Genomic DNA, 21,892 nt, shown 5'->3' with positions numbered 1-21,892 from the left:
GGGTTTATGAGATTGTTGATTTTCGATAATTATTGTTGGTGAACCCGCCCCTACCAAACCATTCGATTAAGCTTGCAGAACTTCAATTAAAGCATCGCCCATTGCCCGACAGCCGACAAGTTTCATGCCTTCTGATATTATATCACCAGTGTTATGGGTGAGGTGGGGGCGGGTTTATGAGATTGTTGATTTTCGATAATTATTGTTGGTGAACCCGCCCCTACCAAACCATTCGATTAAGCTTGCAAAACTTCAATTAAAGCATCGCCCATCGCCCGACAGCCGACGAGTTTCATGCCTTCAGACATGATATCACCAGTGCGATAACCTCGATCCAAAACTTCGACAACTGCTTGCTCGATTTTATTAGCAGCTTCCGGTTGATTGAAGGCGTAGCGCAGCATCATTGCCGCACTCAAAACTTGGGCTATCGGATTGGCTTTATCTTGTCCGGCGATGTCCGGTGCGGAACCGTGCACGGGTTCAAAAACTCCCGGCCCGCTTGCTCCCAAACTAGCAGAAGGCAGCATCCCAATACTACCAGTTAGCATCGCCGCCGCATCGGAAAGAATGTCGCCGAATAAATTGCCGGTGACAATCGTATCGAACTGTTTCGGCCACCGAATTAACTGCATGGCTGCGTTGTCAACGTAGAGGTGAGAAAGTTCGACATCAGGGTATTCTGAAGAAAGGGCAATAATACGATCGCGCCACAGTTGCGAAACATCCAAAACATTCGCTTTATCAACGGAACACAGCCTTTTGCCCCGCTTAGAGGCCGTCTCAAAAGCGACTCGCCCGATTCTGTCAATTTCCGACTCGGTGTAAGCCATCGTATTAACACCGCGTTTTTCGCCTGTTTCCGTCTCAAAAATACCTTTCGGTTTGCCGAAATAAATGCCGCCTGTGAGTTCGCGGATTACCATAATATCCACGCCTTCGACAACTTCCCGTTTCAAACTAGAAGCATCAACCAATTGCGGTAAAATAGTCGCAGGACGCAAATTTGCAAACAATCCCAATCCGGCGCGCAGTCCCAACAATCCTGTTTCCGGGCGCTGTTCGCGGGGCAAATTATCCCACTTGTAACCGCCAATTGCTGCTAACAATACAGCATCGCAGTTGCGGCATTTTAAGAGTGTTTCTTCTGGCAGCGGATTGCCTGTTGCGTCAATAGCAGCCCCGCCCATTAAAGCTTCTTGAAATTCAAAGCCGATGTCCAATTGTTGACCGACAAGTTTCAGGACATCTACCGCCACAGCGATAATTTCAGGGCCGATGCCGTCTCCTGGTAAAAGAGTGATGCGGTAGTTTTGAGTCATATCTACTAAGCTGAGAAATTTTTGCGAGCTTATCATTGTATCAGGACAAGCTAGCTAAAAATTCATTCTCGATCTCTTAGTCCGCAGAGGCAGACTTCGTTTGACTCTCGACAGCGGTTTCAACCGCCGATTGATAAAGGGGATAACTTAATCTATAACTAACAATAGTTCGATCGCACGCACGTACAAAAAAAATCGGCAAGGAGTCGCACCAGTGGCAGAGGGCGAAGGCATACCAACACCAGCACAGATTGATTATCGGGACTATTCTTGGGCATTTTGGCCGGTCGTCCCCCTCTATCCCTACAGCAAGCGGCGCACCATCCGCAAGGAAATAGTCAAGGATACAATCTGGACTTTTGACCAGCTACAAGGCATTTTTTACGTTGTCGTCCCGATTCGGATGACAGTAATTAAACTAGAACCCGAAGGCCTTCTCGTCTACGCCCCCGTGGCACCGACTCCTGAGTGCATCCGCTTGGTAAAAGAGTTAGTAGCAGAGCACGGCGAGGTGAAGTATATCCTGCTGACAACGGTTTCCGGCATCGAGCACAAAGTTTTTGTCGGCCCCTTTGCGAGGTGTTTTCCCGAAGCGCAGGTGTTTGTCGCCCCGCAGCAGTGGAGTTTCCCGGTGAATTTGCCGCTGAGTTGGCTGGGTTTGCCCGCCAAACGCACGTCTGTACTGCCCTCAGACAGCAGCAACACGCCCTTAGCCGATCAATTTGACTGGGCAATTCTGGGCCCCCTCGACCTCGGTTTGGGCAAATTTGCCGAAGTTGCGTTATTTCACAGGATCTCGCGCACGCTGATGTTAACAGATTCCGTGGTATCCATTCCCGAAAATCCGCCCGCGATCGTCCAACTCGACTCGTACCCGCTGCTGTTTCACGCCAAAGAAAGCGCCTCGGACATTGTGGCAGACACCCAGGAAAATCGGCGCAAAGGGTGGCAGAGAATCGCCTTATTTGCCATGTATTTTAGCCCCAGCGTGCTGGAAGTGCCGCCGTGGTCGGAGGTATTTGCCAGCGCGCGCCTCGCGCCAGAACGCTCTAGAAAAGCTTATTTCGGGTTGTATCCGTTCAAGTGGAAAAGAGATTGGGTGCGATGTTTTGAGGCTTTGCGGGGAGGAGGGCGGTTGTTTGTGGCGCCGATTTTGCAGACTTTGATTCTCAACCGCGCGCCGAGGGAAACTCTCGATTGGGTGGATAAAGTGGCGAGTTGGGACTTTCACAGGATTGTACCTTGTCATTTCGATAGTGCGATCGACTCCCGGCCGCGTGAATTTCGGCAAGCATTCTCATTTCTGGAAAAACACTCGCCTGTTAATTCCTTACCCGAAGACGATTTTAAATTGCTGAGGCAGATTGATGCGGGTTTGAATAAAACCGGTTTGGTTCCGCCTGCGAAAGAGAAGGTTTAATCTTACATTTTGCACCTTTGTTAGGAACAGGCAAGATGCCTGTTCCACAAAGAATGAATTTCTTTCTTGTGGAACGGGCATCTTGCCCGTTGCTAAACAGCTAATTGAGAAAGGTTTAATCTTAGATATTGCACCATTGTTAAGAACAGGCAAGATGCCTGTTCCACAAAGAATGAATTTCTTTCTTGTGGAACGGGCAAGAGGCCCGTTCCTAAACAGGTAATTAAGAATAGTGCAACATCTCAGTTTAATTTTACATCTTGCACCATTTTCAAGAACAGGCAAGATGCCTGTTCCACAAAACTCAATTTTCTTGTGGAACAGGCATCTTGCCTGTTCCTAAACAGGTAATTGAGAATAGTGCAACATCTCAGTTGACTCAGATATCTGTAGGGACACAGCAATGCCGTGCCTTTACCTTTCGCACTTAAACTCATCAAACTTCACCACTTCCGACTCCGGTTTCCGCGTATCAAAATAGTAGCTGCTAACCGTACCCTCCCCCGTATCAAAAATAGTAAAAGCCGTAATATCGTTGCTATCAATATACGGCAGCGGCCGCCCATCTTTCCCCAACAAAGGCGCAACAGTCGGCACCACAGGTTCCAATCCGTTCGGGTCTCCAATAGCGCTGTAATCTTCCCGATATGCCGGCGGCACAAATCGGCGCTTTTCCCCCACAAAAGCACCGTAACTGTTGCCCACATTAGAAGTCTCCAAAAAGTGCATTCCGCTGGAACTTACAAACCGATTCCACAAGTGCGAATGTCCGTAAAATACCAACTGCACCCCGGCTGTTTCTAATAGCGGCACTACATCCCGAATCAGATAATCTTGCTGTTTCGGATACTCGTAACGCACCATTTTAATCTCGCCATCGAGAGCGCGATCGACTATTTGCACTGGATCGGTATAAGCAGGTACAATATTGTCACCCAGAGAATGCGGCGGGTGGTGAAACATCACAATTTTATATTTTGCATGCTGGAATTCCGAGCTTTTTAACTCTTGTTGCAGCCAATTATATTGAGCGCTGCCCTTGACAATCGGCTCAAAAATATGCTGTCCGTATCCCCATTTTTCGGGATGATTAAAATCTTCGTCCCGTTCCCGATACCTGCCTCTCGCACCAGGATCTAAATTCGGAGTCCGCCAGATATTCGTAACATACAAAGTCACTAACCGCACGTCCCCAAAAGTCACAGCATAGTAATTTTTTAGTCCCGGTAAATTGAAAATCTCGTTGTAAGTGTCGCTATTAAAACTATTGTTTTTTAACCAAACATCTTTATCTGTCACCCCAGATTTTTGAGTTGGGTATGGGTATATTTTCTCTGCAGCAGTGCGGGGGAAAGGATCGTTAAACTGGTCGTTTAGTGTGCTGGTAGTGGAAAACCTACCCATGATTTCATGGTTCCCAATCACCGGAAATAAAGGCGCGTGTTGGATCAGTTCGCCGCCGCTGTAAACTGTTTTGATACCGTTTTTGTCGAGTTCGGAAAAGGCGCGACCTTGCAGAGAGGGAAAGAAGGCGCGGCCTCGGTAATCGTCAAACCATTCGGAAGCGCGATCGGGTATATTAATTAAATCCCCAGCCATGAAAACCGCGTCAACTCTCCCAATTGTTTCGGCTACTTTCTGGAGATTTGCTGCTGTCATCGGCATCAATTGATGGTCGGAAGTGAGGAGGATTTTGAGCGGCTTTCCTGCTGCTGGTGTGGGAGAAAGAGTGAAAACTTTGCTGCTGACAGATGCGCCGTCTTTCCTTTCGCTGGTGACTCGATAAGGAATGCGAGCACCGGGCATTAAATTGGGGACTTCTGCTTCGTGTCGCCAGATGTCGCGGACAATTGGATTGCTGTCAATTATGCTTTGTTTGACTTCATCGGAAATGCGCGAGTCTTTGTCTTCGCGAGTGCGGCTTAGCTTCGCAGTATTTGCCGCCGCAATTTGACTCAAATTTTCGCCGTAAGCAACAGTGTTGCGAGTACCAGCAAACTCAGTAAACCAGACAACTCGCACCGAGTTTGCTGTTGGCAATTGCAGAAAAGGATCGGTTAAAAGCTGAGGTTTGTTAAGGTAAGATTGCATGATGAAACCCAGCAATAGGACAATCAAAATCAAAACTGCAAAAAACCAGGGATTGCGAGAATAACCTTGAGATATTTCTACTTTATTAGGCAAAGGCGTTAACATAAGTCATAAGTCAATCGATTTTAGATTTTAGATTTTAGATTTTAGAGGCGAGCCCACGGATAAATTCGGGGGCTCCTTTATCGGATACAGGTTTTTTATTTCTCCAGCGATGAATCCGGGGCTTGTATCCTGGATGCTTTCGGTCATTAGTTCTAGGGGGGGCACCAGCCAAACAGAACTCCCCCCCAAATACATATAAACCCGCGCCACCAACTTTAAATTTTAAACTACCAACATTATCAAAAAGTTAAGAACTTAGTAAAATATCTCACATCTAACAAACTTCAACCATTTGTTCACATCTTCTGAGCTCTCAATTCTCTTTCTCTGCGCCCTCTGCGCCCTCTGCGGTTCATAAAAAAAATTCTCAAAAATAATTGAGACTTGCGATATAACATTCTTAACACCCTTCCTTCAATCTAAAATCTAAAATCTAAAATCTAAAATCCCATGACTCGCCACCTTCTCAAAGCCAACTGCAAAACCGTACACTTGGGCGGTTTTTCTCCGAATATCGAACCTGCTTTAACTGTCGATTCGGGCGATCGCATCGATATCGAAACCTATTCAGGATATTATGTTGCTGACAAGGCCCCGCCCGAATTTCTCACGCCCGAATTTTTAGATATTTGTCAGAATTTGCCTCCCAACCGCAAAGTTGGCCCCGGGCCCCACTTGCTGACAGGCCCGATTTATGTTAACAATGCCGAACCGGGAGACGTTTTAGAAATTCACATTGAGGATGTTTACCCGAGTTTACCAGTAGGATTTAATGCAATTCGCGCCGGATGGGGTTCTTTACCTGAGTATTTCCCCGAACCTAAATTGCGATTTATTCCGCTAGATTTAGAGCAAAAAACTGCTGAATTTCCCGCAGGTAGCGGCATTCGGATTCCCCTGCATCCTTTTTTTGGCATTATCGGCGTTGCCAATGCAGAAATCAACCGTTCTTCTATTCCTCCAGGGCGCTACGGCGGCAATATGGACAATCAGGAACTCCAACCAGGAACACGGTTATTTTTACCTGTTTTTCTGCGCGGCGGTTTACTGTCCGTCGGCGACGGACATTCGGCACAAGGAGATGGCGAAGTTGACGGTACTGCGATTGAAACTTCGATGAACGGGACTATTCAAATCATCTTACGCAAGGATTTATTTCTGATATTTCCGTTTGCAGAAACGCCCACTCATATTGTGATTTTGGGATTTGGTAGAACATTAGATGAAGCGTTTGAGATGGCGGTAAAACAGACGGTTTATTGGTTGCAAAAGTTTGCGGGTTTCCAAGAGGAAGATGCTTATGTTTTGTGTTCCCTAGCGGTAAATTTTCGGATTACGCAGGCTGTCAACAATCCTCAAAAAGGAGTTCACGGAATGATTCCCAAGTGTATTCTGCTCGATGTGAACATTATTGACCACCGAGTTTGAGGTAATATGATAACACGCGAGCGACAGAAAAATTAGGATCGCGATCGCACAAACTACACAAATTTGTCACTGCTGTGGTCGATCGGGATCGCGATCCTGTTGACAATTAAGCTTAAAATGGGATACGTTACCAGTTTTACGTAAATCGAACTCAACATGAAAAACCTGACTGACGATGTTGCCAAAAAAGATTTAGTCGATCGAGCTTTTGGGAGTGCAGCAATACCAGATCCGACAGCGTGGGTGCACGAACATTATTTTCTGGCTAATTTCGCCGATACTCTGGCCCACATCCAAGAACATCTGTCTGATGACAGTTGCGAAATCGGCGAGAATGTTGAGTCGGGTGAGGGAATATTATCGATCGATGCCAAAATTAGAGATATGTTGAGAGCTACTTTTAGTGACGACGGCTGGCAATATGTCGAAAGTTTATTGTGAGTTTGGTAAAATCCACAAGTATTTGTACGTTCATAACTTGAGAGCGTAAGTTATACCAGTTTAAAAAAAGAATCCAACTTTATGCCGGCGATCTAAACCATTAGATCGTGCGTTATGCCCAATTCTTTAATCTCAAATCTCAAATAATATCAATTTCCTCCCTCAACGCAGACTCGCAACTCAGAATAGCTGGGTGCATTTCCACCCCCAGTTTAAGTAAACTTGACCTATTGTGATGTAGGATACTTTAGATGGGGGAGAAATTACTGTCGCTAGGAATTTCGATCGATCGCAAAAACGCTGCACTTTCTTCGGGCAAAGCAGTATTGATAAACATCCCGCTGCCCAACTCAAATCCAGCTTGCTTGGTGACTCTGGGAATAATTGCGATATACCAGTGAAAGTATTTTGTTCCCCCTTCGGCGATCGGCACCGATCGAATATTATAGTTGTAATCAGGATTGTTCAATCCGTAATAAAGCTTAGCTAGTACAGTTTTCAAAATATAAGCAAGATCCCTAAGTTCCAGATCGCTAATTTCATCAAACGAAGAGGAATGCCGGCGCGGAAAAATCCAAGTGTGAAAGGGTGAAAGTGCAGCGTAAGGGATAAAAGCGACAAAATGTTCGCTCTCACAAATGACTCTTTCCTTCGCCGCTAATTCATCTTCCAAAGTCCGGCAAAACAGACATTCTCCCGTGTCGTCAAAATATCTAATAGCTTCGTCGATGCGGCTGCGAAATTGGCTAGGTACAACGGGCGTCGCTGCTATCTGCGAGTGGGGGTGTTCGAGAGAAGTTCCAGCAGTTTCCCCGTGATTTTTGAAGATAATAATTGTTTCAATGTAGGGATTTTTTCTGATTTCTACATAGCGCTTGCGGTATACTAAAAGTATGTTTTTAACTTCTTCTACACTCAACAAAGCTGTCGTCAAATCGTGTCGCGGATGTTCTACAATTACTTCATGAAAGCCGATTCCCGCCATCGTGCGGTGAATTCCCGATGATATCCTCATCCATTCTGCTGTCGGGGAGAGGGCGGGATATTTGTTGCGAATTGCCCTGACTTTCCACTCAGTGCGTGAAGCGAAGCTATCCCGTAGGGAATCGCCCAAACGGCAAGTTTCTAAGGTTCCGTCTTCCTCATTTCCCACGCAAAACGGGCAATCGGCACGGTGCGGTGGCACTACTGCCGCCCACTTTTTTTTGTTGGCGAATTGATCCGGTCTTGTCGCCCGTTCGGTGGCGATGATTACCCAATCTCTGGTAATTAAATTTTGTCTAAGTTCAGACACTTTCTTACCTTCAGTTGCAGGGTTTAACCGTTTATTATTGTATATAACAATTTGTCTGGTGTCACTACCTCTAGCAGTTTTTTAACAAATCTTGATTTCTAACTTTCCCAGCAGTTCCCAACATAAATCAACAACAGTTGGCATCGACGATAGAAGGCGATTAGGCCTAAATTGGTAAAGAATATCTGTCAAGGCAGTAGGGGTAAGCACAGATTTTAACTGCAGAGATTAAGCCAACTGCAACTGCACATTCTGCAACTTGCAAATCGCTTTCAACACTTGCGCCAACAAGAGCGATCGCTCTTTGTCAATCAAATTCAATTCCGGTAAAATCTGATAAGTACAAGGATTGCCCCGCGTCAGATACACAAACTGATAGTTACGTCCATTCGTTGTCAATCCCCAAACAGACGATTGCTGCTGCAAACTTTTATAAGCATAAGTCAGCAATTGCGGCAAACCGGCCCAAGGATCGATCCTCTTCGAGGGCTTCGCTAACGCGCTATTTTTCGCCTCGACTACCAAAATCCAAAACTGTGCCGCCGCGAGCTCTGCATCCGGCTGATTTACCGCTAAAATATCCAAGCGCCCTTTAATTAAAGTATCCGCATCCTCAACCTCAATGGGGATGCTATCTTCCATTGTCAGCACGATCGGAATATCAAAAAATCCTGCTAATCTCATTAACGGTGAAAGCACTAAAAATTTAACCAGTTTTGCAGAAACTTTCCCTGCTTCTAGATGACGCCAAAAGTGATTGCCGATTAGCAATAATTCCTGCTGTTCAAAATCCGTCAGAGGTTCCATAGATAAAAATTCAGCAAAAGAGCCTCCTATTTGTCTTTCCAATTTGAGAAGGCGGCGAACGTCATTTAGAGAGAGTTGGCTGGCTTCCCAATTTTGGGTCATGGCTTTTGTGCGATCGGCTGTTAATGTCAATTATAAAAGCATTTTAATAGACCTCTTGCAAAAATAACTAGGACGGGCTCTCCGGCCCATCCCACAAAAAAAATAACTCTTGTGGGATGGGCCGGAGAGCCCGTCCAATAAATTTATGAAAAGGACTTTTGCAAGAGGTCTAATAAAATAGGACTTATGCACGAGTGTTTAGAAACCGGGTTTTTTACGAAAAGACGCATTGGAGGCAGCAGATTAGGCGAAAAACCCGGTTTCTGGCTCCCATGCGTCCAGGACTGTTTGTTAACATCATAAAACTCAAAAAATCTTCTATTCATGTGATACAATCATACCAGATATCACCCCGAACCAGCTATGCAACTAGAAGACTATTTCAACTTCCTCAGACCAGATGATATTCGGCTCAAAGGTTCCCGCATTGGCATCGAAACCATTCTCTATGAATACCTGTTTCGCGCTCGAACTCCCGAAGAAATTGCTAACGTTTATACATCCCTCACTCTCGAACAAGTTTACGCGACAATTTTGTATTACCTGCACAACAAAGAAGCAGTCGGTAAATACATAACCGAATGGCTGGAGTGGGGAGAAAAAATGCGAGAAGAACAAACTCGCAATCCTCCTCCAGTGACAGAAAAACTTCGCAAATTTAAAGCAGAAAGAGAGGCAAGGAGCAAAGCTGATGCCAATCCAGTATCTCTTTGACGAAAATGTCGATCCTGCGTATGTTAACCAAATTCGCAGGCGCAATCCCGATCTAGTTGTTCTAGCAGTGGGAGAACTAACAGCACCTTCTAAAGGGACTCTCGATCCAGAAATTATTATTGGGTGCGAGAACCACAATTTCATTCTTGTTACCAACAACCGCCGCTCTATGCCCGTTCATTTAACAGAGCATTTAGAGCAAAATTGCCATGTTCCAGGAATTTTCATCCTGAATTCCAAGCTGAGTATAGGTCAAAATATTGAATTACTGCTTCTAATTTATAAAGCATCATTTGATAATGAGTACCAAGATAGAATTTACAATTTGCCCGTGCTGTAATTTCTCATGCAGCTTCAACATTGACCAAATTCCCCCAAGTCTTAAGGAAAATAAACATACTTTTGTCCCAACTTATGCACACAATAGCTAAAAAGAGTAACTGAACTAAAAACTAACAGCAATGTCACAAGATACGATCGAGTCAATTCTGCATGAAAAACGGCTATTTCAGCCGCCCGCTGAATTCTCCCAAAAAGCTCACATCAAAAGCCTAGAAGAATACCAAGCCCTCTACGACAAAGCCAAAGCTGACCCCCAAGCATTCTGGGCAGAACTTGCGGCCCAAGAATTGCACTGGTTCCAAAACTGGGATACCGTGCTCGACTGGCAACCGCCTTTTGCTAAATGGTTTGTCAACGGCAAAATTAACATTTCTTACAATTGTCTCGATCGCCACTTAACCACTTGGCGCAAAAATAAAGCCGCCCTGATTTGGGAAGGCGAACCCGGAGACTCGCGCACCCTCACCTACGCCCAACTCCACCGCGAAGTCTGCCAAATGGCGAACGTCATCAAAGAATTGGGAGTTCAAAAGGGCGATCGCGTCGGCATTTATATGCCCATGATTCCCGAAGCTGCGATCGCCATGCTAGCCTGCGCCAGAATCGGTGCAGTACACAGCGTAGTTTTTGGCGGTTTTAGTGCAGAAGCTTTGCGCGATCGACTCAACGACGGCGAAGCAAAACTCGTCATCACCGCAGACGGTGGCTTCCGCAAAGATACCGCCGTCGGCCTCAAAACACAAGTAGACAAAGCATTAGCAAATAATGCCACACCAAGCGTTACCAACGTTCTCGTAGTTCAGCGCACCAAACAGGAAGTACACATGGAACCGGGGCGCGATCTTTGGTGGCACGACTTGCAAAAAGACGCCTCCGCCGACTGCCCCGCCGAACCGATGGACAGCGAAGATATGCTGTTCGTACTCTACACTTCGGGCAGTACCGGCAAACCGAAAGGAGTCGTCCACACCACAGGTGGCTACAACCTTTACACCCACATGACAACCAAGTGGATATTCGACCTCCAAGATACCGATGTCTACTGGTGCACCGCTGATGTCGGCTGGATTACAGGCCACAGTTACATAGTCTACGGCCCGCTGTCCAACGGTGCGACAACTTTAATGTATGAAGGTGCTCCTCGCCCTTCAAATCCTGGCTGTTTTTGGGATGTAATTGAAAAATACGGCGTCACCGTTTTCTACACTGCACCCACCGCCATCAGAACATTCATGAAAATGGGCGAACACTTGCCCAACGCGCGCAATTTATCGTCTTTACGATTGTTAGGAACCGTCGGCGAACCGATCAATCCTGAAGCTTGGATGTGGTATCAACGAGTAATTGGCAACTCGAATTGTCCGATCGTCGATACTTGGTGGCAAACAGAAACCGGGGGAATTATGATTACCGCTTTGCCCGGTGCAATTCCTACAAAACCCGGTTCTGCAACCCTACCTTTCCCCGGAATTGTGGTCGATGTTGTTGACCAAGATGGGGAACCAGTCACTAACGAAAGCGGCGGTTATTTAGTTGTGAAACATCCTTGGCCGGGAATGATGCGTACACTTTACAACGATCCCGATCGCTTCCGCCGCACTTATTGGGAATATTTGCACCCAAAAGATGGGGAATTTGTGTACTTTGCAGGGGACGGCGCGCACAAGGACAAAGACGGTTATTTCTGGGTAATGGGCCGCGTTGATGATGTAATTAATGTGGCCGGACACCGACTCGGCACAATGGAAGTCGAGTCAGCTTTGGTATCGCATCCAGCGGTGGCGGAAGCTGCGGTTGTTGGTAAACCGGATGAGATTAAAGGTGAGGATATTGTGGCTTTTGTCACGCTGGACAACTCGCAGCAACCTAGCGATGAATTGGCGTCTGAGTTGAAGCAGCACGTTGTTAAGGAAATTGGGGCGATCGCCCGTCCCGGCGAAATTCGATTTACTGATGCTTTGCCGAAGACTCGCAGCGGGAAGATTATGCGGCGTTTGCTGCGTTCTTTGGCTGCGGGACAAGAGGTTTCTGGGGATACTTCGACTTTGGAAGATCGGACGGTTTTGGATAAGTTGCGCGGTGGTGCGTAGGGGTGTGCAACCGCAGATTTTAGCTGATTAACGCGGATGAACGCAGATGAAATGCCCATCAGCTCATCTGCGTTTATCTGCGTTTATCTGCGGTTTAATTGTTAATTGGTTTATTTACCGCGCCACAAATGAACTGCATCGGGATTGATTTCCGACTTTACTTGCAGCCACTCTTCTAACAAGTAGTCATCATCGACTGCTTCAGAATGCTGTTCGTCTTTGAGAATTGCCAAGACGTGAACTCCAGAGGGATAGTTGATATGACGGATTTCTGGGTCATATCCTAAGTCTTGAATTTTTGCTAAAATGCGATCGACAGCACCGGCAACAGTCAGATCGACGGCAAGAATAATTTGACCGAGTTTAGCACCCGGTTTTACACATTCCAGAACAGCCATTATTCTTTCTCCTTGTAGTTGCGGTTTAAGATAATTGCATAATAATTTGCTATTATATAACCGTGAAGTCTTATATTGCTCGTGTTGTTCTATGCCTGCTTTAGACCTGTATCACAATACAGTTAAAAAATCTCTGATTAATGATGGGTGGATAATTACTCACGATCCTCTCCATCTGAAATGGGGGAAAAAAGATATGTATGTGGACCTGGGAGCAAAACAGGTGCTGGCGGCAGAACGAGGAGAACAGAAAATTGCTGTGGAAGTCAAAAGCTTTGTCAGCGATTCAGAAATGCAGGACTTGAGAGAGGCGATCGGACAATTTACTATCTATCGATCTGTGCTTCAGAGAACTTATCCAGAACATACGCTTTATCTGGCTGTTCGCGATATCACCTATGAATCTCTATTTGAAGAACCGATCGGTCAATTAATGATTGAAGATGAAAAGCTCAAGCTGATTGTATTCGACCCAAATCAAGAGGCGATCGTAAAATGGATACTTTAGCTAACTTTAGAACCACCATTAAAACAGTTCTCGAACCTTACACAAAAATTCCTTACTCTCATGGCGATATAATTTGTAAAGCCGTGTTTGATGAAAAATCTGATTGTTACCTGCTAGTTACTTTAGGCTGGGATAAAGCCAAACGAATTCACGGCTGTTTGGTTCATATAGATATTATTGATGATAAGATTTGGGTACAGCGAGATGAGACAGAATACGGCGTGACAAAAGAACTTGTAGCGGCTGGAATTTCCAAGGATTCCATTGTTTTAGGTTTTCATCCCGCCGATGTCAGACCTCATACAGGTTATGCAGTTGTGTAGTTAATGAATTATTTGGCTCATCTATTCTTATCAAAAGGCACGCCAGAATCCTTGATTGGCAACCTCTTAGGAGATTTGGTCAAAGGAACGGCTGTCAACCTTTATTCCGATGAAATTAGAAAAGGCATCGATTTGCACCGCAAAGTAGATAGCTACACGGACTCTCACCCAATAGTGCGATCGAGTAAAAGCCTTGTTTCTTCTCACAGGCGCAGGTTTGCTGGAGTTTTGATTGACGTGTTTTACGACCACTTCTTAGCTAAAAATTGGCGGGAATATTCAGAAATTCCGCTCCGAGATTTTTCTCAGGATGTTTATAAAATCCTGCAAGACAACCGCGATATATTACCTGAATCTCTCCAGCGGGTGCTACCAACAATAATTGCCCGCGACTTGCTTTCATCTTATCAAGAAATTGCCCAAATCGGCATCACTCTTACAAGAATGTCGGCGCGACTCAAGCGGACAAATAACTTGGCAAGCGGCAGAGAAGATTTGACAGCTAACTATCAGCGCTTAGAATCAGATTTTCGCGATTTTTTCCCCGACTTGATAAAATACGCCACACTTGACAAATATTAATACAAACAACAAAAATTACAGTTGCTATTGACAGCGAAATCGTGTATAATTCAACCGATATCTGCATGAAATCTCAAGTGCAACAGGGTTCAAAATATGGCAACCAGAATTCCGAACCTGCAAATAACTAAAGTAGTTGATGGTGACAGCATCAAAATTTCTTTCAACGGCAAAAACGAGTCTCTGCGCCTGATTTGCGTCGATACAGAAGAAAGTCATCCGGGAGGATCCAAACCTGTAACTGCGGCGGGCAAAGCAGCTTCGGAAATGGCTAAAAAATACTTCGCCACAGCACATGGCGGACTTGCTCAAATTGACATAGAATTTGATACAGATGACCCAATAGAAGTTGCGGTGGAAAAACACCGCGACAACTACGGGCGTCTCCTCTGTTACATACATAAAGATGGAGAAAATTACAATCTTAAACTGATTGAAGAAGGCTGGAGTCCATACTTTGTCAAATACGGGCGCTCCAGATTGTATCACCGACAAATGACTGAGGCAGAATCGGCAGCAAAAGCTTACAATCTGATGATTTGGAATCCGATTATCAATGCCAAAATCCCCTCTCGCAACTATGCTAATTTACTGCCTTGGTGGTCGATGCGAGGCTCGATTGTTGAAGAGTTTCGGTTGTCGGAAGCAACTGCAGGAGCGCTTTCTTTGATGTTGCACTATCCGAAAATATTAGCTGCTTCTGAGAAAGCTAAATCTATTACTATTTTCTGCGATTTGCAGGCGGGAATTACTAAATGGATGGGCGGTAGCGCTCTAATTTATGCTGGTTCGGTATATCATAAATTAGATTTGTGGATACCGGATGCTCAAACTGATGAAAGAACTCCATTGAAGCGGCTAATCGAGAAGCGTTATGCGGGTCTGGGACGGGGATATGTGTATGTCAGTGGGAAGGTAGAACAGTACAAAGGGAAGCCTCAAATAGTTTTGAAGGATATCAAACAACTTTCAGACTTTCCCCCGCAAAAGTGAATTTCACATAAATTTAATTAACAAAATTGCAGGACAAATGGAACGATGAAGACTGTTCTCCGGGAAACGCGATTGAATTTTGGGCGATTCCCTACCGCAACGGGCCCGCTTAACGAACGGGATAGCTTGGCTTCCCGCATTTTTTTTATTTTAAGTAGCATGACGGTTGAAAATAAAAAATTATTTTGTTTTTTTATTATGCTAAATTAATTCATACTATAATAGTAGTATGGCCAATCTGTAGCTGCCAATAGCTGCGACATCTATCCAAATTCCAAAAAATTAAAAGCTATGTGCCAATTACTGGGAATGAACTGCAATGTTCCAACAGATATTTGCTTTTCTTTTGAGGGTTTTTCTGCAAGAGGTGGCAGAACAGACGTTCATCAAGACGGTTGGGGAATTGCTTTCTTTGAAGGTTTGGGATGTCGCCTTTTTATAGACTCTAAACCTGCGATTGCTTCTCCGGTTGCAGAAGTAGTGCGCCGCTATCCCATTCATTCAACTAACGTCATTGCTCACATCCGCAAAGCTACTCAAGGCGAAATTGCTCTGGAAAACTGCCACCCTTTTATTCGGGAACTGTGGGGACGTTATTGGGTGTTTGCTCACAACGGAAATCTTGAAAGTTTTTATCCAGAATGTGCCGGAGTCTACAAACCGGTTGGCAAAACTGACAGCGAAAAAGCATTCTGTTTGATATTAGAAAAGCTGCGCTCTACTTTTCCTCAAAGTAAGCCTGCTTTAGCGGAAATTTACCCGGTACTGGAGGAAATTACTAAAAGTTTGGCAGAACACGGAATTTTTAATTATTTACTTTCGGATGGAGAACACTTGTTCACCCACTGTTCTACTAATCTGCATTATATTGTGCGACAAGCACCTTTTGCTAGCGCTCACTCGATCGACGAAGATGTAACAGTCGATTTTCGGGAATTGACCAATGAGGGCGATCGCGTGGCTGTTATTGCCACCTTTCCGCTGACTGATAACGAAGTTTGGACTAAAATTCAGCCAGGAGAATTGCTGGTATTTCAGGATGGTTTGCCTGTCTTTTCTGGGCGGCCAGAGTTAAGTTAACGAGATTTAAACAAATTTAAAGCCTAAACAGAGCATCGAACCTGCTAAGGAATGAAAAATAAATAACTTAATGAATTACTCCGGTTGGGGTGCGCCTCGATAATTCGATTTGGGCAAGTATTCGTCAAAAACTATTTGCATAGTATTTTTGAAATTATCAGCCACCTATCTACCAGTTTGATAAACTTTATTAACTGACTGGGTGACAACCCCGTCAAAAACTTGATAAAATCAAGGACATGGCCTTGATACACTTCTGGAAAAATGGTAACTTATTTCGCCGATTTCTCATTAATTTCGCAATCATATCTTGACAAAATTCTAGTCCAATTACCCAAGATTTACCATAGAAACCAATCCAAAAACGGTAGTGTTTTTTGTAAAGAACAGAGGCAAACAATCTCTCTGATTATCCAATTCCCATTTTTTTTCTAATTTGTTGGTTGTATTCGTGGATGAAGTTCCCAATTGCCCCAATATGATTCTATAGCTTCTTTGAGAATGATAATGTCTTTCTCACTAACCTTGATATTCACAAGTCTTAACGTGTTGTTGAGTCTTTCAATATAACTCGTTAATCCCGTCTCCTTTCCTACTGCAAAATGCCTTTTGCTTGGCACTACCTTTTCAAAGGCCTCCCACATATCCGCATACACTGGAGGCGCACTGCTTCTATACCCCTGGTAATGAATCCCACAGTTGCGAAAGCTGATGTCCGCGAACGGTCTCCTGTCTCACATCCGATGATTTCTCTGGTTCGAGCATCTATGGCGAGCCAGACCCATTGCTTGTTCTCTTTATTGTCCACAAATGACCACAACTCGTCCATTTGAACCGTCAGCTTGCCTTTTTCTTTTGGCACTACTTCTGCTTTCTGCTCTACCTGTTGATAATATTTGTTGACATAATTTTGGAGCCAGCTTGCTGACACACCTACTGCTCTTACTATTCCGGCTAAGGAGATTCTTTCCAGCAACAATAAATTCACCAATGCGATGGTGTTTTTGTCTTTTGGTTTCCGCTGTGTATCTTCGACAAACTGTCTTCCACAGTTTCGAGATTTATGGTTCTGTTTTCCTCTGTGCGTTCTCCCATTTTTTATGAGGTCGTCATAACCACACGTTGGGCAATTTAAATCCAATTTCATTCCATCATTCCTCTTTCACGATCGTCGCTCTATTTTACTATTTTTCTCCTGCCTTTACAAAAAAGCACTACCAACTTTTTGAAGTTTTGACTCAATTGAATTAGACTAAGACCTGGAGTTAAAAGTAAATTAGAATACTTAAGTATAAAAATCAGTTGTGAGTTGTTCTCTGTAGGATTGAAAATTGTCATTTCACACTTTTTTCATTATAACCGATAACTCATCAACTTATTTATTTTTCATTTCTAACTTCTTTAGATAGTGATGCTCAACTTTACTTTTAGGTCGAGCTATCCGAAAACATTGGGGGATTGAAAATGAGGCTCATTGGGTTTTAGATTCTACCTTTGCTGAAGATGCCTGCCGGATTCGCTTTTTCCACAGTCCCCAGAATTTAGGTGTCCTGCGACGGCTCGCGCTCAATGCCTTCAATCGTGAACCGACTTACAAATGTAGTTTTAGACAAAAAATGAAAAGGGCAGCTATGGATAGTGATGCTCGGATTCTAATTATTCGTTATTGTTTTGCTGACAATATATTAGATTCTTTTGAGTCTTTTTGTCAAGGGTGATTGAGATGCTGTTATCCTGTATTAAGTCGCGGATTGGATGCTGCAAAAGTTACGCGCCATTTGTGTATAATCCGAGGGGAAAAGCTTTTGGAGTATCAATCAACATCGGAAGATGAATGTGACTAAAAAATTGCCATATTTTTAAGGTAAAGAATGTCTATTTTTCTTCGGCGTTGGGTAATAAGAAAGGGGGTAGCGAACCCGGATTGAGTATTATCAGTTTAACACTCCTCATAGCGAAGATTTTTGCGAGGAGACAGGGAATTAATTCCCTGTCTGGATTTCGGCAAAAGGCGCTCTTTTATCCACATTAATCCGAGTTTATCTCCGGTTAAAAATCGGGTTCTGCAGCCAAAAGCTCGATCGACAAATCCATCTGTTCCTTCCCCCGCGCCAAAAAGCTTTCGCACTGCTGCCAACACTCTACAGCCACCCCAAACTGCTCGAAAACCTCCTCTAGGGGCAACTCTCCCGATTCCACCCGATCGATAATTGCTTCAATTCGATCGACCGTTTCCTCATAATTCCAGTCAGACTGGCGCAACTGCGAATCAATCATAACTTTTCTTCCGCATCCAATACTTCTACAATCTTAACTTTCAGCCGGCCCCGACTCAACCTCACAGTCAATTCCTCTCCCAATTCCAAACCGTCAGTTGTGCGGACGATCGTACCGTCACTTTGGATTACCGCCGCATAACCCCTTTGCAAAACCGCCGCCGGATTCAGTGCGGATAACTTTTCTTGCAATACCTCCAGTTTACCAGTTGCTTGCCGCAAAGTTCGGGATGTCGCAGGCAAACGTTTTAATCGATTTTGTAACTGTTGCAAATGCTCTTCTTCTGCCTGAAATCTGGCCCGCACAGCGTTTGCTAAATTGACCGTTCGCTGCTTGTGTTCAAAGTAAATATCTGCTAAAATTGGTACAGCTTGAGCCGCCGCCGCAGTCGGAGTGTGGGCTCGTTTATCTGCTACTAAATCCGCGAGAGTTTCATCTCTTTCGTGTCCGATGCCTGTAATAATTGGAATCGCACAATTGGCGATCGCCCTGACAACTCTCTCATCATTAAAACAAGCCAAATCTTCCGCAGAACCGCCGCCCCGCGCTAAAACGATCGCATCAGCCCTACCGTCCAATTCTACCCGGGCGATCGCCCTAGCAATAGCAGCAGCAGCCAATTCTCCCTGCACTCCTGTCGGCGACAGCAACACCCGCAAACCTGGATATCTTTGGGCGAGAGTGCGCTGAATGTCTCCCCAAGCAGCGCCAGTATCGGATGTCACCACGGCCACAATTTGCGGGTGTGCGGGAATCGGGCGCTTTCGGGCGGGATCGAAGAAACCCTCAGCATCCAAACGCGATCGCAATTGCTGCAACCGCAAAGCCTGCAATCCTTCCCCAGCCGGCAGCGATTGCACAACCGTCAACTGGTACTCGCCGCGATTTTTGTAAACCCGGATGCTTCCCAAAACCAGCAACTGTTCGCCTTTTGCGGGCATTTGCACCAATTTTTGCCGCTGAGAATTCCACACCACGCAGCGAATAGCAGCGCTTTTGTCGGTGTCGCACAGAGTGAAAAAGCAGCCGCTGGGGTGGTGCGAAACGTTCGACACCTCGCCTGTCAGCCAAATTGATTGCAGGTTGCGATCGCCCTCCAACAAGTCTTGCAGGTATGATGTTAGTCCAGCAACAGATAAAGCTGTATCGGGAAGAATTGAAGTCATCCAATTTGAGATTTGAGATTTGAGATTTGAGATTTAGGCTACTATCAATGCTTCGGACAGTGTGTGATTGCCAAGCGTAAAATCAGGGTTTCAGGGCGATTGTGCAATCTCCTTCATAACGGAAAATCACGGATTTCAGAAGACCATCTAAAAATAGTCCGGACTATTGTACTATATCTAAGGTAATTTATTTGTAGGCTGAGCGGGCGATCGTAATTTTAACTGCAAACAAACTAATGATATCAGATACAATGACTTCGATTAATGTGCTGCGCCAAGAGGCTGCGGCGATCGGCATTACTGAGGAAGAAGCCAGAAAATACGGCGACCTCAGACATAAAAGAACTTGGTCTTTGGCGATCGAACATCACCTCTCAATGCAAGATTTTGCCGATCGCATAGAACAATCCTTCACAACTTCCGAACCCGATTCCTCCAGCGCACTCAACCACTCTCAGACTGAAGACTCGAAAGACTACGGTATTCAGCTAACTGCGAACCTAGGCGAATCTAGAGTAACCAGGGAGAAGCAAACAGCCTCTGTTGCTTCCCCACAACAGCAAGCAGTAGCAATCGGGCGATCGCCCGGTAATTCCGACCACCGCAGCGACCAAAACCGAGGTTTTAAACAAGTAGTTCAAAATCATATTAAAGCATTAACAATCGCATCCGCCTCCCGCACAAATTTACTTTATTCACAAGTGGGCAATTGGGTGTGTCCTGAGTGTGGGCCAGAGGGCGAATTGGGTTGTTACCTTTGCGCCGGAGAAGGCAATGTAGGGGACATTGCAGCTATTGGCTGGACGCTAGCTTATATGGAAATGTTGGGCTGTTCTGCTCGCGAAATTGAACCCTTGAGAAAAATTTCGCCTTCACTGAGTATTCTGGAATTGAATTTAAAAGTTTGTGTTGCTATCAAACAAAGTAGCGAAGTTTTAGCCAGGACGGAGAAATGGGTAATTAATCATTAGTTACCTGAAAGCTAAACCAAATTAAGTATTGATTCTAGCTTTTTCAAAGCAACTTCCAAATCGTCATTAACAACTTGGAAATCGAATTCTCCTGCAGCTTCAATTTCCTCTTTAGCCCGCACCAACCGACGGGCGATCGCCGTTTCGGAATCTTGACCCCGACTCCGCAACCGCCGCTCCAACTCTTCCCAAGAAGGAGGTAAAATAAAAATTCGCAGCGCCTCTGGAAAATTATTCCTAATTTGCCTTGCCCCTTCCAGCTCAATTTCCAGGATTACCGATTTTCCCTCACCGATTCCTTGTTTGAGACCAAAATAAGGAGTACCGTAAAAATTACCGGCAAACTGGGCCCATTCGGCCAAATCTCCAACCTCAACCATTTGTTCAAAGCGGCTGCGGCTGACAAAATAATAATGCTTTCCCTCAATTTCTCCCTCGCGGGGCTCACGAGTTGTCACCGATACCGAAAGATATAATTCGGAATGGCGATTGAGGAGCGATCGTACTAAGGTGCCTTTCCCCACACCGCTAGGCCCCGTCAGAACAATTAATTTACCAGATTTCATGTTTACAACAAAAACGTGTAACAATTTAAGTTTCCGCTTACTTTAGACCGTAAGCGCTCAAATTGCAACTGACAAACCTCAATCATCCCGACCTTGACCGTCTTTGCCGATCGCAAAACGATTAGCAACAGTTTCCGGCTGAATCGCCGAGAGGATGACGTGACTCGAATCTGTAATAATTACCGCTCTCGTGCGGCGGCCGTAAGTAGCGTCAACCAGTTGTCCCCGCTCCCGTGCATCAGTAATAATCCGTTTAATGGGCGCTGACTCGGGACTGACAATGGCAATCACTCGATTAGCCGACACAATGTTACCAAAACCGATATTAATTAATTGAATATCCATGAAATTCTTAATTTGTAGGTGAACAATTGACTATCAATCCTTACTTTCGATCATATAATATACAAAGATTTTTTCTGACAATCCTCCAATTAATCCCAACTAAGTTTTTTATTTTATACATAAAAAATTATCCTTTTGACGCCGAGTACCCCGTTCTTTATCAAAAATTTAAAAAAGACTCGCTGTTGTCGCTCTATCTTAAAGATTCAGTAAAAGCGTCTATTTTGAGTTGCAAATAATAGCATTAGCTGTATCGAGACAGCATCCCGTTAATGTTGCGAAATATAAATTTAATTTCCCAGATAGCAATACTCCCGACAGTTTTTAAGGAGCGCGAATTAAATAACTTACAATTTTAATTGTTATTGTGGGAGGGGCCTGAAAGCCCCTCCAAAAAGGACGGGCCCGACGCCCGTCCCACAAACTTGTGGAAGTTATTTAATACTCATTCCTTAGCATATTAACTCCTGAAGAACCCAGATTTTTTTGGGGTCACTTTTTCAGTGCCATTGAACCTCAAAGGGGAA

At 44.8% G+C, this 21,892-nt stretch carries 21 protein-coding genes and 2 pseudogenes; 13 read left to right on the top strand and 10 right to left on the bottom strand.

Translation table 11 applies throughout. The annotated features are described in order from the left end of the window. Positions 1-236: 236 nt before the first annotated feature. The gene (gene leuB / locus QUA50_RS00280) at positions 237-1,322 is read right to left on the bottom strand and encodes a 3-isopropylmalate dehydrogenase (RefSeq protein ID WP_333258925.1); all 1,086 of its coding nucleotides are present in this window, start codon (positions 1,320-1,322) and stop codon (positions 237-239) included. 214 nt (positions 1,323-1,536) lie between these two features. On the opposite strand from leuB, the gene QUA50_RS00275 reads away from it, so the two are divergent. Next, on the top strand, positions 1,537-2,742 hold the full coding sequence (locus tag QUA50_RS00275; protein WP_333258927.1) for a DUF4336 domain-containing protein: 1,206 nt from the start codon (positions 1,537-1,539) through the stop codon (positions 2,740-2,742). 414 nt (positions 2,743-3,156) lie between these two features. Here the strand turns inward: QUA50_RS00275 and QUA50_RS00270 are convergent, their stop codons facing one another. Beyond that, positions 3,157-4,938 carry a metallophosphoesterase gene (locus QUA50_RS00270; protein WP_333258929.1) on the bottom strand — a complete coding sequence of 594 codons (1,782 nt, stop codon included), beginning with the start codon at positions 4,936-4,938 and terminating at the stop codon, positions 3,157-3,159. Positions 4,939-5,388: 450 nt separating this feature from the next. On the opposite strand from QUA50_RS00270, the gene QUA50_RS00265 reads away from it, so the two are divergent. Further along, a complete protein-coding gene (locus QUA50_RS00265; protein ID WP_333258931.1) occupies positions 5,389-6,366 on the top strand; it encodes an acetamidase/formamidase family protein in 978 nt (325 codons plus the stop codon). A 156-nt stretch (positions 6,367-6,522) separates the two neighbouring features. Beyond that, positions 6,523-6,807 carry a hypothetical protein gene (locus QUA50_RS00260; RefSeq protein ID WP_333258933.1) on the top strand — a complete coding sequence of 95 codons (285 nt, stop codon included), beginning with the start codon at positions 6,523-6,525 and terminating at the stop codon, positions 6,805-6,807. Between the two features lie 247 nt (positions 6,808-7,054). Here the strand turns inward: QUA50_RS00260 and galT are convergent, their stop codons facing one another. Next, positions 7,055-8,101: a galactose-1-phosphate uridylyltransferase gene (galT, locus tag QUA50_RS00255; protein WP_333258935.1), complete on the bottom strand. Its 1,047-nt coding sequence runs from the start codon at positions 8,099-8,101 to the stop codon at positions 7,055-7,057. A 228-nt stretch (positions 8,102-8,329) separates the two neighbouring features. Further along, positions 8,330-9,040, bottom strand: coding sequence for a restriction endonuclease subunit R (locus QUA50_RS00250; RefSeq protein WP_333258937.1), 711 nt, complete (start codon positions 9,038-9,040; stop codon positions 8,330-8,332). Between the two features lie 333 nt (positions 9,041-9,373). Between QUA50_RS00250 and QUA50_RS00245 the strand changes: the two genes are divergently transcribed. The 3 genes from QUA50_RS00245 (at position 9,374) to acs (ending at position 12,156) form a co-directional block, all read left to right on the top strand. Further along, positions 9,374-9,724: a DUF433 domain-containing protein gene (locus tag QUA50_RS00245; protein ID WP_333258940.1), complete on the top strand. Its 351-nt coding sequence runs from the start codon at positions 9,374-9,376 to the stop codon at positions 9,722-9,724. Continuing rightward, on the top strand, positions 9,702-10,064 hold the full coding sequence (locus tag QUA50_RS00240) for a DUF5615 family PIN-like protein (protein ID WP_333258941.1): 363 nt from the start codon (positions 9,702-9,704) through the stop codon (positions 10,062-10,064). The genes QUA50_RS00245 and QUA50_RS00240 overlap by 23 nt, the downstream gene beginning before the upstream one ends. 121 nt (positions 10,065-10,185) lie before the next feature. Further along, the gene (gene acs / locus QUA50_RS00235) at positions 10,186-12,156 is read left to right on the top strand and encodes an acetate--CoA ligase (protein ID WP_333258944.1); all 1,971 of its coding nucleotides are present in this window, start codon (positions 10,186-10,188) and stop codon (positions 12,154-12,156) included. Positions 12,157-12,266: 110 nt separating this feature from the next. Here the strand turns inward: acs and QUA50_RS00230 are convergent, their stop codons facing one another. Then, positions 12,267-12,554, bottom strand: a complete 288-nt coding sequence (locus QUA50_RS00230) for a hypothetical protein (RefSeq protein ID WP_333258945.1) — start codon at positions 12,552-12,554, stop codon at positions 12,267-12,269. Between the two features lie 91 nt (positions 12,555-12,645). On the opposite strand from QUA50_RS00230, the gene QUA50_RS00225 reads away from it, so the two are divergent. From QUA50_RS00225 to QUA50_RS00205, 5 genes are all read left to right on the top strand, one after another. Continuing rightward, positions 12,646-13,062 (top strand): element excision factor XisH family protein, encoded by a 417-nt coding sequence (locus tag QUA50_RS00225; RefSeq protein WP_333202090.1) that lies wholly within the window; start codon positions 12,646-12,648, stop codon positions 13,060-13,062. After that, positions 13,050-13,385 (top strand): XisI protein, encoded by a 336-nt coding sequence (locus QUA50_RS00220; protein WP_190740648.1) that lies wholly within the window; start codon positions 13,050-13,052, stop codon positions 13,383-13,385. Before QUA50_RS00225 ends, QUA50_RS00220 begins: the two co-directional genes overlap by 13 nt. A 3-nt stretch (positions 13,386-13,388) precedes the next feature. Further along, the gene (locus tag QUA50_RS00215; RefSeq protein ID WP_333258947.1) at positions 13,389-13,967 is read left to right on the top strand and encodes an ACP phosphodiesterase; all 579 of its coding nucleotides are present in this window, start codon (positions 13,389-13,391) and stop codon (positions 13,965-13,967) included. A gap of 96 nt (positions 13,968-14,063) precedes the next feature. Continuing rightward, positions 14,064-14,960, top strand: a complete 897-nt coding sequence (locus QUA50_RS00210; RefSeq protein WP_333258950.1) for a thermonuclease family protein — start codon at positions 14,064-14,066, stop codon at positions 14,958-14,960. Between the two features lie 291 nt (positions 14,961-15,251). Further along, positions 15,252-16,040, top strand: coding sequence for a class II glutamine amidotransferase (locus tag QUA50_RS00205; protein WP_333258952.1), 789 nt, complete (start codon positions 15,252-15,254; stop codon positions 16,038-16,040). Between the two features lie 484 nt (positions 16,041-16,524). On the opposite strand, the pseudogene QUA50_RS00200 reads toward QUA50_RS00205, so the two are convergent. After that, positions 16,525-17,187: pseudogene (locus tag QUA50_RS00200) on the bottom strand (IS1 family transposase). A gap of 277 nt (positions 17,188-17,464) precedes the next feature. Between QUA50_RS00200 and QUA50_RS29175 the strand changes: the two are divergent. Next, positions 17,465-17,591 (top strand): annotated as a pseudogene (locus tag QUA50_RS29175) (ISAs1 family transposase); the annotation flags it as partial. Between the two features lie 498 nt (positions 17,592-18,089). Here QUA50_RS29175 and xseB read toward each other — a convergent pair. Both xseB and xseA read right to left on the bottom strand, forming a co-directional pair. Next, complete coding sequence (xseB, locus tag QUA50_RS00195; protein WP_190740787.1) at positions 18,090-18,317, bottom strand: exodeoxyribonuclease VII small subunit; 228 nt, start codon at positions 18,315-18,317, stop codon at positions 18,090-18,092. Then, positions 18,314-19,483, bottom strand: a complete 1,170-nt coding sequence (gene xseA / locus QUA50_RS00190) for an exodeoxyribonuclease VII large subunit (RefSeq protein WP_333258954.1) — start codon at positions 19,481-19,483, stop codon at positions 18,314-18,316. The genes xseB and xseA overlap by 4 nt, the downstream gene beginning before the upstream one ends. 236 nt (positions 19,484-19,719) lie before the next feature. On the opposite strand from xseA, the gene QUA50_RS00185 reads away from it, so the two are divergent. Next, positions 19,720-20,454 (top strand): hypothetical protein, encoded by a 735-nt coding sequence (locus tag QUA50_RS00185; RefSeq protein ID WP_333258956.1) that lies wholly within the window; start codon positions 19,720-19,722, stop codon positions 20,452-20,454. Between the two features lie 11 nt (positions 20,455-20,465). Here QUA50_RS00185 and gmk read toward each other — a convergent pair whose 3' ends face one another. Further along, on the bottom strand, positions 20,466-21,020 hold the full coding sequence (gene gmk, locus QUA50_RS00180; protein WP_333258958.1) for a guanylate kinase: 555 nt from the start codon (positions 21,018-21,020) through the stop codon (positions 20,466-20,468). Between the two features lie 78 nt (positions 21,021-21,098). Further along, complete coding sequence (gene remA, locus QUA50_RS00175; protein WP_172193250.1) at positions 21,099-21,365, bottom strand: extracellular matrix/biofilm regulator RemA; 267 nt, start codon at positions 21,363-21,365, stop codon at positions 21,099-21,101. Positions 21,366-21,892: the final 527 nt, after the last annotated feature.

The sequence above is a fragment of the Microcoleus sp. M2_D5 genome, assembly GCF_036701935.1.
Taxonomy (GTDB): domain Bacteria; phylum Cyanobacteriota; class Cyanobacteriia; order Cyanobacteriales; family Microcoleaceae; genus Microcoleus.
Note: the sequence above shows the minus strand (reverse complement) of the source record. Positions and strands in the feature narration are given on the sequence as shown.

What these genes read in the sequence shown, in the direction of transcription:
- leuB (WP_333258925.1), bottom strand. Translation starts at nt 1,322, where the DNA reads ATGACTCAAAACTACCGCATCACTCTTTTACCAGGAGACGGCATCGGC.
- QUA50_RS00270 (WP_333258929.1), bottom strand. Translation starts at nt 4,938, where the DNA reads ATGTTAACGCCTTTGCCTAATAAAGTAGAAATATCTCAAGGTTATTCT.
- QUA50_RS00265 (WP_333258931.1), top strand. Translation starts at nt 5,389, where the DNA reads ATGACTCGCCACCTTCTCAAAGCCAACTGCAAAACCGTACACTTGGGC.
- QUA50_RS00260 (WP_333258933.1), top strand. Translation starts at nt 6,523, where the DNA reads ATGAAAAACCTGACTGACGATGTTGCCAAAAAAGATTTAGTCGATCGA.
- QUA50_RS00245 (WP_333258940.1), top strand. Translation starts at nt 9,374, where the DNA reads ATGCAACTAGAAGACTATTTCAACTTCCTCAGACCAGATGATATTCGG.
- QUA50_RS00240 (WP_333258941.1), top strand. Translation starts at nt 9,702, where the DNA reads ATGCCAATCCAGTATCTCTTTGACGAAAATGTCGATCCTGCGTATGTT.
- acs (WP_333258944.1), top strand. Translation starts at nt 10,186, where the DNA reads ATGTCACAAGATACGATCGAGTCAATTCTGCATGAAAAACGGCTATTT.
- QUA50_RS00230 (WP_333258945.1), bottom strand. Translation starts at nt 12,554, where the DNA reads ATGGCTGTTCTGGAATGTGTAAAACCGGGTGCTAAACTCGGTCAAATT.
- QUA50_RS00225 (WP_333202090.1), top strand. Translation starts at nt 12,646, where the DNA reads ATGCCTGCTTTAGACCTGTATCACAATACAGTTAAAAAATCTCTGATT.
- QUA50_RS00220 (WP_190740648.1), top strand. Translation starts at nt 13,050, where the DNA reads ATGGATACTTTAGCTAACTTTAGAACCACCATTAAAACAGTTCTCGAA.
- QUA50_RS00215 (WP_333258947.1), top strand. Translation starts at nt 13,389, where the DNA reads ATGAATTATTTGGCTCATCTATTCTTATCAAAAGGCACGCCAGAATCC.
- QUA50_RS00210 (WP_333258950.1), top strand. Translation starts at nt 14,064, where the DNA reads ATGGCAACCAGAATTCCGAACCTGCAAATAACTAAAGTAGTTGATGGT.
- QUA50_RS00205 (WP_333258952.1), top strand. Translation starts at nt 15,252, where the DNA reads ATGTGCCAATTACTGGGAATGAACTGCAATGTTCCAACAGATATTTGC.
- xseB (WP_190740787.1), bottom strand. Translation starts at nt 18,317, where the DNA reads ATGATTGATTCGCAGTTGCGCCAGTCTGACTGGAATTATGAGGAAACG.
- xseA (WP_333258954.1), bottom strand. Translation starts at nt 19,483, where the DNA reads ATGACTTCAATTCTTCCCGATACAGCTTTATCTGTTGCTGGACTAACA.
- QUA50_RS00185 (WP_333258956.1), top strand. Translation starts at nt 19,720, where the DNA reads ATGATATCAGATACAATGACTTCGATTAATGTGCTGCGCCAAGAGGCT.
- gmk (WP_333258958.1), bottom strand. Translation starts at nt 21,020, where the DNA reads ATGAAATCTGGTAAATTAATTGTTCTGACGGGGCCTAGCGGTGTGGGG.
- remA (WP_172193250.1), bottom strand. Translation starts at nt 21,365, where the DNA reads ATGGATATTCAATTAATTAATATCGGTTTTGGTAACATTGTGTCGGCT.